At 68.1% G+C, this 15,927-nt stretch carries 13 protein-coding genes; 9 read left to right on the forward strand and 4 right to left on the reverse strand.

Going from position 1 to position 15,927, the window contains the following annotated elements:
- On the forward strand, positions 1-711 hold the full coding sequence (locus ABD678_RS12665) for an alpha/beta hydrolase (RefSeq protein ID WP_344757320.1): 711 nt from the start codon (positions 1-3) through the stop codon (positions 709-711).
- Here the strand turns inward: ABD678_RS12665 and ABD678_RS12670 are convergent, their stop codons facing one another.
- Positions 712-1,755, reverse strand: coding sequence for an AI-2E family transporter (locus ABD678_RS12670; protein ID WP_344757322.1), 1,044 nt, complete (start codon positions 1,753-1,755; stop codon positions 712-714).
- Positions 1,756-1,782: 27 nt separating this feature from the next.
- Complete coding sequence (locus ABD678_RS12675; RefSeq protein ID WP_344757324.1) at positions 1,783-3,372, reverse strand: coiled-coil domain-containing protein; 1,590 nt, start codon at positions 3,370-3,372, stop codon at positions 1,783-1,785.
- A 305-nt stretch (positions 3,373-3,677) separates the two neighbouring features.
- Between ABD678_RS12675 and ABD678_RS12680 the strand changes: the two genes are divergently transcribed.
- Together ABD678_RS12680 and ABD678_RS12685 are read left to right on the forward strand one after the other, a co-directional pair.
- Positions 3,678-5,435, forward strand: coding sequence for a hypothetical protein (locus tag ABD678_RS12680; protein WP_344757326.1), 1,758 nt, complete (start codon positions 3,678-3,680; stop codon positions 5,433-5,435).
- The gene (locus ABD678_RS12685) at positions 5,432-6,364 is read left to right on the forward strand and encodes a co-chaperone YbbN (RefSeq protein WP_344757328.1); all 933 of its coding nucleotides are present in this window, start codon (positions 5,432-5,434) and stop codon (positions 6,362-6,364) included. The genes ABD678_RS12680 and ABD678_RS12685 overlap by 4 nt, the downstream gene beginning before the upstream one ends.
- Before the next feature lie 100 nt (positions 6,365-6,464).
- Here the strand turns inward: ABD678_RS12685 and ABD678_RS12690 are convergent, their stop codons facing one another.
- Positions 6,465-8,138 carry a DUF222 domain-containing protein gene (locus ABD678_RS12690; protein ID WP_344757330.1) on the reverse strand — a complete coding sequence of 558 codons (1,674 nt, stop codon included), beginning with the start codon at positions 8,136-8,138 and terminating at the stop codon, positions 6,465-6,467.
- A 182-nt stretch (positions 8,139-8,320) separates the two neighbouring features.
- On the opposite strand from ABD678_RS12690, the gene typA reads away from it, so the two are divergent.
- The 6 genes from typA to ABD678_RS12720 all read left to right on the forward strand — a co-directional run bounded on the left by typA (position 8,321) and on the right by ABD678_RS12720 (position 14,836).
- Complete coding sequence (typA, locus tag ABD678_RS12695; protein WP_344757332.1) at positions 8,321-10,231, forward strand: translational GTPase TypA; 1,911 nt, start codon at positions 8,321-8,323, stop codon at positions 10,229-10,231.
- A gap of 94 nt (positions 10,232-10,325) precedes the next feature.
- The gene (locus ABD678_RS12700) at positions 10,326-10,766 is read left to right on the forward strand and encodes a hypothetical protein (protein ID WP_344757334.1); all 441 of its coding nucleotides are present in this window, start codon (positions 10,326-10,328) and stop codon (positions 10,764-10,766) included.
- Positions 10,767-10,797: 31 nt separating this feature from the next.
- Positions 10,798-11,991 carry a DUF6113 family protein gene (locus ABD678_RS12705; RefSeq protein WP_344757336.1) on the forward strand — a complete coding sequence of 398 codons (1,194 nt, stop codon included), beginning with the start codon at positions 10,798-10,800 and terminating at the stop codon, positions 11,989-11,991.
- Positions 11,988-12,323 (forward strand): ferredoxin, encoded by a 336-nt coding sequence (gene fdxA / locus ABD678_RS12710; protein WP_344757338.1) that lies wholly within the window; start codon positions 11,988-11,990, stop codon positions 12,321-12,323. The genes ABD678_RS12705 and fdxA overlap by 4 nt, the downstream gene beginning before the upstream one ends.
- A gap of 32 nt (positions 12,324-12,355) precedes the next feature.
- Positions 12,356-13,447 (forward strand): succinyldiaminopimelate transaminase, encoded by a 1,092-nt coding sequence (dapC, locus tag ABD678_RS12715; protein WP_344757340.1) that lies wholly within the window; start codon positions 12,356-12,358, stop codon positions 13,445-13,447.
- 78 nt (positions 13,448-13,525) lie between these two features.
- Positions 13,526-14,836 (forward strand): citrate synthase, encoded by a 1,311-nt coding sequence (locus ABD678_RS12720; protein ID WP_344757342.1) that lies wholly within the window; start codon positions 13,526-13,528, stop codon positions 14,834-14,836.
- Between the two features lie 133 nt (positions 14,837-14,969).
- Here ABD678_RS12720 and dapD read toward each other — a convergent pair whose 3' ends face one another.
- Entirely contained in the window at positions 14,970-15,923 is a 954-nt protein-coding gene (dapD, locus tag ABD678_RS12725) for a 2,3,4,5-tetrahydropyridine-2,6-dicarboxylate N-succinyltransferase (RefSeq protein ID WP_344757344.1), read from the reverse strand.
- Positions 15,924-15,927: the final 4 nt, after the last annotated feature.

The following is a 15,927-nucleotide window of genomic DNA, read 5'->3' on the forward strand; positions in this document are numbered from 1 at the left end:
GTGGAGATCCGTTCAGGGGTCGAGCTTCCCGCGCGCCGGGAGGACATCGAACTTCACACGACCGACGGGTTGACGCTCGTCGGTGAGTTGTCGCTTCCGCTCGAGCGCGACCCGGTGGCGACCATCGTGTGCCTGCACCCGCTGCCGACGGGCGGCGGGTTCATGGACTCGCACATCATCCGCAAGGCAGCGGCCAGGCTCCCGGCGCTCGCCGACCTGGCTGTCCTGAGGTTCAACTTCCGCGGGGTGACCTCGCCGCGGGGACGCTCGGAGGGTGCGTTCGGGCACGGCATCGACGAGCGTCACGACCTCGCCGCCGCCATGGACCTGGTGCGCGAGCGGATGCTCCCGACACCCTGGCTGGTCGGCTGGTCGTTCGGTACGGAGGTCGCGCTCGCGTGGGGGCTCGAGCATCCGATCGCCGGCGCCATCCTGCTGTCTCCGCCCCTCAAGCGCACGTCGAACGAGCAGTTGTCGGCGTGGGCGGGCAGTGGACGACGGCTCGTGGCCGTCGTCCCGGAGTTCGACGACTACCTGCGCCCGGACGAGGCCCGCGAGCGGTTCGCGATCGTGCCGGAGACCGAACTGGTCCTGGTCGCCGACGGCAAGCACCTGTGGGTCGGCGAGGTGCAGACGCGCCGGGTGCTCACCGAGATCGTGCGCGTGGTCAACCCGTCGGCGCTGCCGTTGCCGACCGAGTGGAACGGTTAGTCACAACTCGTTCTGGCGCGGGACGACCACCTGGTCGATGATGATGAGCACCGATGCGGCGACCGGGATGGCGATGAGCGCCCCGAGGATGCCGAGGAGCGTTCCGCCCGCGAGCGCTGCGATGACCACGATGACGCCCGGCACTTTGACCGCACGCTTCATGATGTTCGGGTTGAGCACGTATGCCTCGATCTGCATGTAGATCGCGTAGTAGACGCCGGCGGCGATCGCGGTCGGCACCCCGTCGAAGACGAGGCAGCTGAGGGTGATGAGGACGCTGCCCGAGAGCGTGCCGACGAGCGGGACGAGCGAGAAGAGGAAGGCGAGGAACGCGAAGAGCGCCGGATACTCCGCGCCGACGATCGAGAGGTAGATGAAGCTCAGGATGCCGTTGAACAGGGCGAGCGTCCCCTGCCCGACGACATAGCGGCCGACCGAGTCGCTCACCTGTTCGGCGATGTCCGCGAACCGCGCCCGCTTCGTGGCCGGGACGAGCTGGTAGAGGCCGCGCTTCATGCTGCTGAGCGAGGCGACGAAGTACAGCGTGAGGATGAGCACGATGACGATGCCGAAGGCGCCGCTGGCGATCCCCAGCCCCACCTGCAGCACTCCGCCGCCGATCGAGGTCAGGTTGTTCTGGATGAACTCGAGGGCACCGCCGATGAGCGCCTGGAGGTCGATGTAGTCCGGAAGGTTCTTCTGGAGGTTCGCCACCCAGTTGGTGTCCTGGAGGGAGGCGATGAGGGGGGTGAGCCCGGTGATGAGGTTGGAGGTCTGCTCGACGATGACCGGGATGACGGCGAAGACGAGCCCGGTGAAGACCGCGAGCACACCGATGAGGACGGTGAGGATGGCCAGCCATCGTGGAAAGCGGTGACGTTCGAGCCAGGACACCGCGGGGTCCAGGCCGAGCGCGAGGAAGATCGCCGCGCCGATGTAGGTGATGATCGTCGCGAGCGTTCCCACCGCCGCACCGATCGCGAGGGCGACGAGAACGCCGAGGCCGCCGAAGAGGCCGAGACGGAAAGCATTCTGGATCTTCACGGTGCCCCTTCGTGACTGCTGGTCGCGCTAGTTGTCGGCGACGACCTTCTCCGCCTCGCCCAGTACGTTGCGCAGCGTGCCGAAATACCCGGCAACCGCCTCGCGCTCGATTCTAATCTTGGCCAGGCGCTCTTCCGCCTCGGACACGAGCTTCGTGGTGCGCTTCTCGGCATCCTTGACGAGCGCCTTCGCCCGCGCTTCGGCGTTGGAGATGACCTCGGCCGCTGTGGCGTCGGCGGTCTTGCGGGTCTCCTTCGCCGCCGCTTTCGAGTCCGCATCGAGTGCCGCAGCCTCCGCGCGCTTCTCCTCGGCGCGCTTGATGGCGTCGGCGAGCTGGGCGCGGGACTCGTCGAGGTACTGCTGGGTCTGGGAGATCGCGTCCTTGTGCCGGGCCGAGTACTCCTTCTCCGCTTCGTCGCGGCGGGAGGTGAGCTCGACCTCGAGGTCGCTCCTGGCCTGTTCGGCATCCTTCGCGAGGGTTGTGCGCGTGGTGGCGAGCTCGGCTGCCAGCTCGGCGCGAGCGTGCTCCTGCTCGTTCGTGAAGTCGGCCCTGGCCTGCTCGAGTTCGCGGTCCAGGTCGGTGCGCTGCTGCTCGATGTCGTGTGCGAGGGTCGCCCTGGCCTCGGCGATCTCGGCGTCGGCCTTCGCCCTCGCCTCCTCCGTGGCCCGCGCGAGCTCGGCCCGTGCCGACTTGGTCTCGAGCGCGAGCTTGGAGTGCGCTGCGGCGGTCTCCTGCTTGAGTTTCGCCTGCGCCGCCTCCATCTCCTCTTCGAACTTCGCACGCGCGTCGGCGAGCTCCCGCTCGAGTCCGGCTTTGGCCTGCTCCGCCTCCGTCGCGAGTTGCGTGCGCGTCGTCTCGACCTCGCGCTCGGCATCCGTGCGCTGTTGTTCGACGTCCCTTGCGAGGTCGCCCCACTGCTTCTCGGTCTCGGCGGTGAACTCCTTGCGGTTCTTCTCGGTGTCCCTCGCGAGGATCGCCGCGGTCTCGCGGGCCTCGGTCGTCTCGCGGACGGCGACGACCTTGAGCTCCGCAGCTTCCCGCTCCGCCTCCGCGCGGACGGCCGCCGCCTCGCGCTTGGCCGTCGTCCTGGCCTCCGCAGCCTCCGTAGCGACGGCGCCCCGGATGGCGGCGGCCTCCCGCAGCGCATCCTGGTTTGCGGCCTCGGCCTGCGTGCGCGCGCTCTCCAGCAGGCCGTCCGCCTCCTCGCGCGCTGCGGCGAGGATCTCGCCGGCCTTCTGGTGCGCGTCGGTGACGACCCGGTCCGCGGCCTCCATCGCCTCGATGCGCAGGTTGTTGACCTCACCCTGCACCGAGTTGCGGAGCTTCTCCGCGTCGATGTCGGCCTGGCTGATGAGCCGTGTCGACTGTTCCTCGGCCACCCGCAGGACGTTCTCGAGCTTCGTGCCGAGGCCACTGTAGGTGGGGCTCCCGGTCTCATCGAGCTCGGCCTGAAGGTCGGCGACCATCGCACTCAGGCGCTTGAGATCCTTGGCGCTCTCCGCCTTGTCGCTGTTGGCCTTGATGAGCTCGCGCCGCAGGTCCTGGATGGCGTTGTCGACCTCCTCGCGGTTGTACCCGCGCATGGCTGTCGAAAAGGCTTCGTCGTCGGTTGCCACGGTTTCTCCCTGGTAGGTGGACGGCCCGAAGTTCGGGGGCATCGGCCGGACAGTCAAGAGTTTAGCGGGGTGATCGGAGCGGGTAGCGGCCACGAGCGCCATTCGCATACAGCCGATGGTAAGGATTCACCCAGACTGCGTGCGCTATTCTGTAATGTCTTTGCCTGCTGCCCTGCCCGGCTCCGCCTGAGGGGTATGGCTCGGCCATCCGGCCGGATCGGTCTGCGATTCGCCTTTCCGGACGCGGGATGCCGATCCGCTGACCGGATCCGGTACCCGAGACGGCAGCACGAGAGGAGTTCCCCTTGCGGTTCATTGTGGCAATCGTGAGCTTCGTCGTCGCCTTCGTGATGATCAGCTACGGCATCGCCCAGCGCACCATCCTGGCCGAGCCCGACCATGTCGCTGCGACGACCGACATTTCGACGAATGCCGCCGTCACCGTCATCGACGGAGCGGTGCTCAACGCCAATGACGGCCGGCAGAAGGTGCTGATCTCCGGATCGGACACGATCTTCGCGGCCTACGGAAGGACCGGCGACGTGCTCGCCTGGATCGGCGACACCTCGTACAACAGGCTCGAGTTCGACCCGAAGACCTCGACCCTCGAGAACTCGGTGGTCACCGGCGCCGAGTCGAGCGTGCCCGATCCGCATGGCTCCGACCTGTGGCTCGCCGAGTACACGCGGGAGAAGGAGCTGACCTTTGTGGTCAACGTTCCGGCCGACATCTCGATCATCATCATCTCCGACGGCACGGAGCCGGCGCCGGGTCAGGTCTCGATCACCTGGCCGGTCGACAACCGCACCCCCTGGTCCGGACCGCTCATCGTCGGCGGGATGCTGCTGCTCCTGGCCGGCCTCGGGCTCTACCTGTGGGCGCTCTCCCATCTGCGCAAGGCACGGGGACCCCGCCGACGGCCGCCCAGGATGCCGAAGCCGCCGCGCCAGCTCAAGTACCGGCCGAAGAAGCAGAAGGCGCTCCCCGCCTCACGGGGCAGGCGCGCGGCGGGTCGGGTCGGCATGGCCGTGCCCATCCTGCTCGTCGGGTCGCTCACCCTCGCCGGCTGCACGGCAGAGTCCTGGCCGGACTTCCTCGGCGGCAGCCCCGCGACCACGCCGAGTCCCTCCCCGACGGACACGGCAGACCCTGTGATCACCGACAAACCTCCCGCGGTGACCGTTTCGCAGCTCGAGTCGATCGTCGCGAAGGTCGCACTCACGGCCCAGCAGGCGGATGCCGCACGCGACTCCGACCTCATCGAGACGCGCTTCGCCGGTCCGGCACTCGAACTGCGTGAGGCGAATTACGACATCCGCCGAGTCGACAAGAGCTATGCCCAGCTCGCGGCCATCCCCTCGAGTCCGGTGCAGGTGACCCTGCCCCAGCAGAACGACAAGTGGCCGAGGACGTTCACCGTCATCCTCGATCCCGATGACGGGACGGTACCGGCGACGGCGATGATGCTCGTGCAGGAGGCGCCCAGGGAGAACTACAAGGCCGTCTACGTCGTCCAGCTCGAGGCGAGCCCGACCCTGCCCAAGATGGCGGCGGCGGATGTCGGAACCCAGCGCCTGCAACCGGATGTGAAGCTCCTCGCTCTTCAGCCCGACCAGCTCGCGATGGCCTACGGCGACGTGCTGCTCAAGGGTGAGGACAGCGAGTTCTTCAAGTATTTCGATGTCCAGAACGATTCACTCATCAAGTCCGTCGGTTTCGACGCGAAGCAGAAGAGGAAGAAGGGAATTCCGAACATCGCGAAGATGGAGTTCGGCAGTGTGGTGGGAGACGCCGAGGTGATCCCCATGGTGACGAACGACAACGGCGCGATCGTCGCGGTCTACCTCAACGAGACGGAGACGGTGCGCCCGGTCGAGCCTGGGGCCGTCATCAACGCCGAGGGTGCCGTGAAGTCGCTCTCGGGCGTGAGCTCATCGACGAAGGGCACGATCGCGACCTACGGAGACCAGTTGCTGTTCTACGTTCCGCCGTCCACGAGTGATGAGCAGATCGTCCTCATCGGATGGGCTTCCGGCCTTATCGCCGCGAAGGAGCTGAAATGACCAACGTCCCTTCCTCGAACCTTCGGGGGGCGATCGACCTCTCGCCGCTCATCAGGAAGGCGCCTCCGCAGGGCCAGGGCGACCAGCCGACGGGCGGGACGACGGTTCCTTCGCTCGTGATCGAGGCGAATGACGCCAACTTCGGGCAGTTGCTCGAACTCTCCAGCACCGTACCGGTGATCGTCGAACTGCACGCCGGGAGCGCATCGGCGTCCCTCGAGCGCGTCATCCGGGGCTATGCGGGGCGACTCCTGCTCGCACGCGTCGACGCGACCGCGAATCCGCAGCTCACCCAGGCCTTCCAGGTGGTCGCGGCGCCGACGGTCGCTGCTGTCATCGGCGGTCGTCCGCTGGCGCTCTACGAGGGGGAGCTCCCTGAAGCCGAGGCCGGGTCGGTGTTCGACCAGGTGCTCGCCGCCGCGGCGCAGAACGGGGTCACCGGCGTGGCGAAGGCCGCCGATGCCGACTCGGACGCGACTTCGAGTCCCGAGGGTGCCGAACCGGTCGAGGAGCCGCTTCCTCCACACCACCAGGAGGCATTCGATGCGATCGACCGCGGCGACTACGCGACAGCGATCAAGGAGTACCGCACCGCGATTGCGCAGGATCCCCGCGACCACCTCGCGGTGGCCGGTCTCGCGCAGGTCTCGCTGCTCTCGCGCCTCGACGGCAGCAGTGCCGAGGACATCCGCTCGGCCGCGGCTGCGGCGCCGGACGATGCCAGGGCCCAGCTCGCGGTGGCCGACCTGGATGTCGCCGGCGGGCACCTCGATGACGCCTTCGATCGGCTGCTGATCCTCTTCCCCGCGCTGGATCCGGCAGGGAAGGATGCCGTGCGCACCAGGCTCGTCTCGTATTTCGAGATCGCGGGCGCCGAGGATCCCAGGGTTGTCGCCGCTCGTCGCCGGCTGACCGCGCTGCTCTACTGAGGCTCGAGTCGCTGTCGCTCCCGTCATGATCGTGGGCGTTGACCCCTGCGCTCGCCGATAACCTTCTTCGCTGGGACCCTGTTCCTTGCCGCCTTCGCCGTCATGCGTGTCGTCGCTCGCGTCCGCGGTCCGGGTCGTGTTCCCGGTGGTTCGCGGAATCGTGGCCACGAGTTCGTTGTCGTTGGAGGTCGCGCAGTGCGGCGCTTGTGGAAGTGAGGGGCCGCGGCGTCTGCTCGGGGTCGATATCGGGCGGTGGGATGAGCCAGTAGCTGTTGCTCCGTCGCTCGATCTCCCAGTGATTGTTGTGGAGGAGCAGATGGTGATGTCGGCAGAGGAGGACTCCGTCGGCAAGATCGGTGCGGCCGTGATCTCTGGCCCAGTGGTTGATGTGGTGGGCTTCGGTCCAGCTGGCAGGGCGGTCGCAGTTCGTCCAGAGACATCCGCCGTCCCTCGCGGCCAGTGCCGATTTCTGGCGGGCGGAGAACAGGCGTTGTTCGCGCCCGAGGTCGAGGACGTTGCCATCCTTCCCGAAAACGATCGGGACGGTTCCGGAGGTGCAGATGATCCGTTCGACGGTCTCGATCGAGACGGAGGTGTCGGTGCCCTCGATGCGGCCGTGCCCGGTGCGGGTCCGCAGGTTCTCTTCGGTGACCAGGACGCGGACGGCGGGGACGCGGGACCCGACGATGCGCGAGGCGTGCGGGCGGACACGGTGCAGGGTGGCATCGGTGGTGCCAGTGCCGGCAGTTTCCGTGTCGGCAGTGTCGGAACCGGCGGCCTCGGTCGATTCACCTCGACCCTTGCGCGCCTCGCGGTCCCCGTGGGCGTCGCCAGCGAGGTCGGAGTCGACGCCCTGACGCAGGAGGCCGATCATGGCATCGTGCAGGTACTGGTCGGTCGTGCGCGGGTCGGTCGCTATTTGTTCGGCCCACGCATGGTCGGCGGGATCGATGAACCGCGGGCCGCCCCGACGCGGTGACGTGAGTTTGTCGTAAACGTCATCCAGCCAGGCCGAAGTTTCCAGATCGCCGTCGAGGATGAACCGGGAACACCCGTTGGGGCGACGCACCCTCCGAAACGAGCGCTGTTCGTAGATGACCCGTTCGCGGGTCGTAATGCCGGCCTCGTCCAGTTCATCCCGAAGCTGCCGGGCGCGCTGGAAGAGCAGGTCGGCATGGAGTCCACCGCGCCCGGAGGGGCTGTCTCCGGTAGCCTCCTTCACCAGAACCCGCACGGCGTCGGCGAGTTGTTCGATCGTGACACCACCGTCGGTGCCCGCGGGGGAGGGCTCGCCCAGTCCGTTACGGATAGCAGTCGCCGCCTCCACCGTGAGTACCCCAGCGGCCACCGCGCTACCGACACCGCCGAGCCAGGGTTCACGAACCGTGAATCCTTCCGGGATCTCGCCGGTCACCGGGTCGGCGGCCTCAAGGGACACGGCGTCGTGGACGAGTACCCCGGCCGTGACGAGAGTGGTGGCCTCGCGCCGGGTGGAACCGGTGGTGTGCTGGATGAGCTTCTCGGCGGTCTGGAACCCTTCCTTCTGCGCGAGCCCCGTGTAGCCGAGTTCGCGGCGGGAGCGGAAGGCGATCTCGCCGGCTACGAGGGAGGAGCGTGCATCCACGACTCGACGCAATTCCGACAGATCTCGTTGGATGGCCAGCAGCCCGAGGTCATCGAGCGCCCGAACTGCAGTCACGGTATCCGGAATCTCCGCAGCAGCGATCTTCGCAGCGCTGAGGGCGGTGGCGAAGATAGTTTCGGAGGAGCGCATGTCTATATTCTCCCATTCTCGAAGATCGAGAACAAGGCATCCGCCCCAATCTTGGGATAACTCGTGCGGAGCCCTCCTGTGGAGGAGTGGAGGGCGCACACGTGACGAGACCGACGACGCGACGACAAGACAACAGTCAAGTAGTATTGACTGCCCCCCAAAAGAACCAGGACAGCACACCCATGCCCACAGCCACCCGCAACGATTTGCGCAATGTGGCGATCGTCGCCCACGTCGACCACGGCAAGACCACGCTCGTCGACGCCATGCTGCGCCAGACGAACTCCTTCGGCGAGCATGCGCACGTCGAGGAGCGCGCGATGGACTCCGGCGACCTCGAGCGTGAGAAGGGCATCACGATCCTGGCCAAGAACACGGCCATCAGCTACCAGGGCAAGCATGCGACCGACGGCCCGGTGACGATCAACGTCATCGACACCCCCGGCCACGCCGACTTCGGCGGTGAGGTCGAGCGCGGTCTCTCCATGGTCGACGGTGTCGTCCTCCTCGTGGATGCGAGCGAGGGCCCGCTGCCGCAGACCCGTTTCGTACTGCGCAAGGCGCTCGAGGCGAAGCTTCCGGTCATCCTGCTCGTCAACAAGACCGACCGGCCGGATGCCCGCATCGACGACGTGGTCGTGGAGAGCCAGGATCTTCTGCTGGGTCTCGCGAGCGACCTCGCGGATGATGTGCCGGATCTCGACATCGACGCCCTGCTCGATGTCCCCATCGTCTATGCATCCGGTCGCAACGGCGCTGCAAGCCGCAACAAGCCCGCGAACGGCACCCTGCCGGACAACGACGACCTCGAGCCGCTCTTCGAGGCGATCCTCGAGCACATCCCTGCACCCTCGTACGACCCGGATGCGCCGCTCCAGGCGCACGTGACGAACCTCGACGCGTCCCCCTTCCTCGGCCGCCTCGCGCTCCTGCGCATCTTCAACGGCACGCTCAAGAAGGGCCAGACGGTCGCCTGGGTGCGCAAGGACGGCGACGTCCACAACGTGCGCGTCACGGAGCTCATGATCACGAAGGCCCTCGACCGCTACCCGGCCGAGAGTGCGGGCCCGGGCGACATCGTCGCGGTGGCGGGCTTCGCCGACATCACGATCGGCGACACGCTCGCCGACCCCGACGACATCCGCCCGCTGCCTGCGATCACGGTCGACGACCCGGCGATCTCGATGACGATCGGCACGAACACGAGCCCGCTCGTCGGCAAGGTCAAGGGCCACAAGCTCACCGCGCGCATGGTCAAGGACCGCCTCGACCGCGAGCTCGTCGGCAACGTCTCGCTCAAGGTCGTCGACATCGGCAACCCGGCCGCCTGGGAGGTGCAGGGGCGCGGGGAGCTGGCCCTGGCCATCCTCGTCGAGCAGATGCGCCGCGAAGGCTACGAGCTCACGGTCGGCAAGCCGCAGGTGGTCACCCGCCGGGTCGACGGCAAGGTGCACGAGCCCTTCGAGCACCTCACGATCGACGCGCCGGAGGAGCATCTCGGCGCGATCACCCAGCTGCTCGCCGCGCGCAAGGGCCGCATGGACGGCATGAGCAATCACGGCACCGGCTGGGTGCGCATGGAGTTCATCGTGCCCTCCCGCGGGCTCATCGGCTTCCGCACGGAGTTCCTCACCATCACCCGCGGCACCGGCATCGCCAACGCGATCTCGCACGGTTACGCGGAGTGGGCCGGCCCCATCGTCACCCGCAACACCGGGTCGATCGTCGCCGACCGCGCGGGCGTCGCCACGCCGTTCGCCATGGTCGCCCTCCAGGAGCGGATGTCGTTCTTCGTCGAGCCGACGCAGGAGGTCTATGAGGGCATGGTCGTCGGTGAGAACTCCCGCGCCGAGGACATGGACGTCAACATCACCAAGGAGAAGCAGTTGACGAACATGCGCCAGTCGACCTCCGACACCTTCGAGCGGATGACGCCGTCCCGCCAGCTGACCCTCGAGGAGTGCCTCGAGTTCGCCCGGGAGGACGAGTGCGTCGAGGTGACGCCCGAGTTCGTGCGCATCCGCAAGGTCGAACTCGACCAGAACGCTAGGGCTCGAGCGACGGCGAACCTCAAGCGCGCGAACGCCGAGTAGTCTGCGAGTTCACCGATTGCCGCCCTCACGGGCCACTCGTAGACTGGCCGGGTAGTCGACCCCCTGTCCGACAAACCCGGAGCCGATCATTCCCATGCAACGCAAACGTCTCGCGGTCTCGACCGCCATCGCCCTGTCCCTCGTCCTCGCTCCGGCGCTCGCCGGTTGCAGCGCGATCGAGGGCATCATCGAGAACGCCACTGGAAGCCAGGTCGACCTGGGCGGCCAAAGCGTCCCGGCCGACTTCCCGAGCGAGGTTCCCCTCGCGACCGGGGAGGTGGTGTTCGGCCTGAGCGCCGACAAGGACGGCGAGAAGGTCTGGAACGTCACCATCAAGGTCTCCGCTGGCGCCTTCGAAGGGATCTCCGATGAGCTGACGGGCGCCGGTTTCACGCTCGCGGAGGGGTCGAAGGAGGTCAATAACGGCAGTGGCGGCCTGTTCACCTCCGACAAGTACAGCGTGCTCGTCGTGGTCTCGGATGACGGCAGCAACGGTACCCTCGCGAACTACACGGTGACGACCGTCACGAAGTAGTCGGTCGGTCCCGGGGACCTATTCTGTTCCTGTGGCGGATGTCGGTGGAGCAGGGGAGCGCGTGCTCTTCGTGCATGCCCATCCGGATGACGAGACGATCGCCACCGGGGGCACGATCGCGACGCTTGTCGCGGCGGGTTCGGAGGTCACGGTGCTCACCTGCACGCGCGGGGAGCGCGGCGAGGTGGTGCCGCCGGAACTGAAACAACTCGAAGGCGACGGCCCTGCGCTCGCCGAAATGCGCACTGCCGAGCTTGCGGCGGCGATGCGCGCCCTCGGGGTGACCGACCAGCGCTTCCTCGGTGATCCTGACGCCCGCATCGCGGGCGGCGAACCGCGGCGCTACCTCGACTCCGGGATGCGCTGGGGCGCGAACGGTGCCGAAGCGCTTCCGGATGCCGACCCCGCCTCGCTCGCGTCCGCCGACTTCGGCGAGGTCGTCTCCGATGTCGCCACGGTCATCGCGGCGGTGCAGCCGGCTGCCGTCGTGAGTTACGACGAATCCGGGGGGTACGGGCATCCGGACCATGTCGTCGCGCGCGAGGCCGCCCTGCACGCCGCCCTCGTCATGCGGGTGCCGTACTTCTCGATCGTCCCGCCCGGAGACGAGTCACCCGGCGATCGGGTGGTCGACGTCGCCCCCGTGCTCGCCGCCAAGACGGATGCCCTGCGCGCCCACCGCACGCAGCTCACCGTCGTCGGGGACACGATCGTGCACTCCGGCGGCCAGGTCGAGCAGATCGGGGTCACCGAGACGTTCCGCCAATACGGGGATCCGCCGCCTCCCGGGCTCGACTGGGCGGTACTCGGCCCAGCCTGGAAGGTCGTCGCGGCACTGCTCGCTGCAGCGCTCGGCGCCGTCGTCGGATTCATCGCCACCGTCAACCACCAGCTCGCTGCCGACGTCTTCGGCCAGCAGGTTCCGGCGGGCATCGTCATCTCCCTTCTGGCCTGCGCGGCACTGCTCGTCGGCGGGCGCCTCTACTTCGGTACCCGCATCGTGGCCGCCTGCGCTGCCGCCGGACTGCTGGCAGTCGTCACCCTGCTCTCCGGGGCGGGCCCTGGCGGCTCGGTGCTCGTGCCCGCCAACCCGGCCGGTTGGACCTGGACGATCGGCACCGCCGTCATCGCCGTCGTCGTGATCGCGTGGCCGCGGCCTGGAGTCTTCTCCCGGGCTACGATGGGGAGGAGCCCAGCGCCCGGGAAGGAGGTCGACTCGCCATGACCTACGTGATCGCCCTCCCGTGCGTCGACGTCAAGGACCGCGCCTGCGTCGACGAATGCCCGGTCGACTGCATCTACGAGGGCGACCGGATGCTGTACATCCACCCCGACGAGTGCGTCGACTGCGGCGCCTGCGAGCCGGTCTGCCCGGTCGAGGCGATCTACTACGAGGACGACACCCCCGAGCAGTGGGCCGACTACTACAAGGCGAACGTCGAGTTCTTCGACGACATCGGCTCGCCGGGCGGTGCGGCAAAAGTCGGGGTTATCCACAAGGACCACCCGATCGTCGCGGCACTGCCGCCGGACATCAACGCGGGCATCCTCGGATGACGGCGACCTGACGCCGGTTGCCGGATCGAACCATGCCGCTGAACCTGCCCGACTTCCCCTGGGACGCGCTCGCACCCTACGCCGAGCGCGCGCGGGCGCATCCGAGAGGCATGATCGACCTCTCGGTCGGCTCGCCGGTGGATGCGACTCCCGCCGTCATCCGGGACGCCCTCGCGGCGGCGGGCGACGCGCACGGCTACCCCCAGACGGCGGGGACACCTGAGCTGCGTGAGGCCATCGTCGAGTGGTTCGCCCGGCGCCGAGGCGTCGAGCTCGGAGTCGCGAACGTGCTGCCGACGATCGGCTCCAAGGAGTTCGTGGCCGGGCTGCCGCTGTTTCTGGGGCTCGGCCCTGGCGACACCGTCGTGCACCCCTCTGTCGCCTACCCGAGCTATGCGCTCGGCGCCGCCGTCGTCGGGGCGACGGCGCTCGCCGAAGACGACCCGGCTCGCTGGCCGGATTCGACCCGGCTCGTCTGGCTCAACAGTCCGGGCAACCCGGATGGCCGGGTGCTCGGCGTGGATGAGCTTCGCGCGGCCGTCGCGCGGGCGAGGGAGCTCGACGCCGTCATCGCGAGCGACGAGTGCTACGCCGAGCTGAACTGGACGGAGGACCGGCCGACGCCGAGCATCCTCGACCCTGCCGTCATCGACGGTTCGCGCCACAACATCCTCGCGGTGTACTCGCTCAGCAAGCAGTCGAACCTGGCCGGCTACCGCGCCGGATTCGTCGCGGGATGCTCCCAGGTGCTCGGGCAGGTGCTCGGCGTCCGCAAGCATCTCGGCCTCATGACGCCCGCCCCCGTGCAGGCCGCGATGGTCGCCGCGCTCGGCGACGAGGCCCACGTCGACGCACAGCGCGAGGTGTACCGGGCGAGGCGGGGAGTCCTGCGCGCGGCGCTCGAGGCATCCGGATACCGCGTCGACCACAGCGAGGCGGGGCTCTATCTTTGGGCGACGACCGGCGCGCCGGCCTGGGAGAGCGTCGCTGCGCTCGCGGATGCCGGCATCCTCGCGGTCCCCGGCACGTTCTACGGCGACGAGACCCACGTGCGGCTCGCCCTGACGGCGACCGACGAGGACATCGCGGAGGCAGCCGCAAGGCTCACCGGAACCGCGGGTTGATTGGAGGAGTCCTCCAGCTGAACGGGAGGTCTCTTGGCTGAATCCACGGTCGACGCCCGAGCCAATTAGGCTGTAGGAGTGAAAGACGCTCCACTCGACGACATCGCACCCGGCAATGCAGTGGCGACCCTCAGCTTCCCAGGGGGCAGCGCCGAGTTCCCCGTTCTCCCTGCGACCGACGGCGCATCCGCCATCGACATCGGGACACTGACGAAGCAGACCGGGCTGACGACCCTCGACCAGGGCTTCGTCAACACCGCCGCGACACAGAGCGCGATCACCTACATCGATGGCGACGCCGGCATCCTGCGGTACCGGGGCTACGCGATCGAGGACATCGCCGCGAACTCCACCTACCTCGAGGTGGCCTGGCTGCTCATCCACGGCGAGCTCCCGACCGCGGTCGAACTCGACCGGTTCGAGGAGACCATTCGCCGCCACACGCTCCTGCACGAGGACCTGCGCCGCTTCTTCGACGCGCTCCCGCACAGCGCCCACCCGATGTCGGTGCTCTCCAGCGCCGTCGGGGCACTCGGCACCTTCTATGAGGACTCGCTCGACGTGCACGACCCGGAGCAGGTGGAGATCTCCACCATCCGGCTGCTCGCGAAGCTCCCGGTCATCGCCGCCTACGCCCACAAGAAGGCGCTCGGCCAGGCGTTCCTCTACCCGGACAACAGCCTGAGCTTCGTCGACAACTTCCTGAAGCTCAACTTCGGCAACATGGCAGAGCCCTACGTCGTCAACCCGGTGCTCTCCAAGGCCCTCGAGCGCCTGCTCATCCTGCACGAGGACCACGAGCAGAACGCGTCCACCTCGACCGTGCGGCTCGTCGGCTCGACGGAGGCCAACATCTTCTCCTCCATCTCGGCCGGCATCAACGCGCTCTACGGGCCGCTGCACGGCGGGGCGAACGAGGCGGTGCTCAAGATGCTCGGCGAGATCAAGGCATCCGGTGAGAGCGTCGAGAAGTTCGTCGAGAGGGTCAAGAACAAGGAAGAGGGCATCCGGCTCATGGGCTTCGGCCACCGGGTGTACAAGAACTTCGACCCGCGCGCCAAGCTCGTGAAGGAGAGTGCCGACGAGGTGCTCGACGCCCTCGGCGTGCAGGACGACCTGCTCGACATCGCGAAGGAGCTCGAGGCCGTCGCGCTCGCCGACGACTACTTCATCGAGCGCAAGCTCTACCCGAACGTCGACTTCTACACGGGCGTCATCTACAAGGCCATGGGCTTCCCGCCGCGGATGTTCACGGTGCTGTTCGCGATCGGCCGGCTGCCGGGCTGGATCGCCCACTGGCGCGAGATGAACGCGGATCCGGCGACCCGCATCGGCCGCCCCCAGCAGCTCTACGTCGGCCCGACCGAGCGCGCCTGGCCGCGGCGCTGACGGCGCTGCAGCCCTCTCGACGCGCGACTCCCGCCCCTCTTCCTTCGCCGAGTGATGTTCTTCCGGACGAATGTGCCCGCCCGGGCGCCATCACTCGTCCGGAAGACCATCACTCGAGGCGTGGGTGGGCACCTCAGGCGTGCAGCGCGGCGTTCAGCTGGATGCCGTCGCCCGAACGCGCGAGCACCTCGACCGCACCACTGAGCGAGTTGCGGCGGAACAACAGCCCGCTGCGGCCGGAGAGCGACTCGGCCTTGACCGTCTGGGGCGCGCCGGATGCCGTGGGGGCGGCATCCGCGACGACCACCTTCGTGCCGGCGGTCACGTAGAGGCCGGCCTCGACGACGCAGTCGTCTCCGAGTGAGATGCCGATGCCCGAGTTGGCACCGAGGAGTGCACGCTCGCCGATCATGATGCGCTGCGTGCCGCCGCCGCTCAGGGTACCCATGATGGATGCCCCGCCGCCGATGTCGGAGCCGTCGCCGACGACGACACCCTGCGAGATGCGCCCCTCGACCATGGATGCGCCGAGCGTGCCGGCGTTGAAATTCACGAATCCTTCATGCATGACGGTCGTGCCGGGGGAGAGGTAGGCGCCGAGCCGCACTCTGTTCGCGTCGGCGATGCGCACTCCTGGTGGTGTGACGTAGTCGACGAGTCGCGGGAACTTGTCGACGCTGTGCGCACTGATGCCGGCGCGCTGCAACTGGGGGCGCAGGCGCTCGGCGTCCTCCGGATGCACGGGGCCGGCGTTCGTCCACACCACGGTGGGGAGGATGGCGAAGATCCCGTCGAGGTTGACAGTGTTGGGGGCGACGACCCGGTGGCTGAGCAGGTGCAGGCGGAGGTAGGCGTCGGCGGTCGAGGCCGGTGCGGCATCCGTGCGGATCTCGGTCGTGACGAACTCGAGACGCACCCGGCGGCGAGTGTCCTCTCCCGTGAGCTCCTCGAGCTCGGCCGGGGCGATGTGGGGGTCACGGTCGGCGGGGAAGGCCCCGAGTCGGGGAGATGGGTACCAGGTGTCGAGCACGGTCCCGTCGGTGCGGATCGTCGCGATGCCATAGCCCCAGGCTGCCGTGTCGGTCATGTCA

Source organism: Leifsonella bigeumensis, from assembly GCF_039537265.1.
GTDB lineage: Bacteria > Actinomycetota > Actinomycetes > Actinomycetales > Microbacteriaceae > Terrimesophilobacter > Terrimesophilobacter bigeumensis.

Coding starts and splice junctions, on each gene's coding strand:
- ABD678_RS12685 (WP_344757328.1), top strand. CDS start 5,432: ATGACCAACGTCCCTTCCTCGAACCTTCGGGGGGCGATCGACCTCTCG.
- ABD678_RS12690 (WP_344757330.1), bottom strand. CDS start 8,138: ATGCGCTCCTCCGAAACTATCTTCGCCACCGCCCTCAGCGCTGCGAAG.
- typA (WP_344757332.1), top strand. CDS start 8,321: ATGCCCACAGCCACCCGCAACGATTTGCGCAATGTGGCGATCGTCGCC.
- ABD678_RS12700 (WP_344757334.1), top strand. CDS start 10,326: ATGCAACGCAAACGTCTCGCGGTCTCGACCGCCATCGCCCTGTCCCTC.
- fdxA (WP_344757338.1), top strand. CDS start 11,988: ATGACCTACGTGATCGCCCTCCCGTGCGTCGACGTCAAGGACCGCGCC.
- dapC (WP_344757340.1), top strand. CDS start 12,356: ATGCCGCTGAACCTGCCCGACTTCCCCTGGGACGCGCTCGCACCCTAC.
- dapD (WP_344757344.1), bottom strand. CDS start 15,923: ATGACCGACACGGCAGCCTGGGGCTATGGCATCGCGACGATCCGCACC.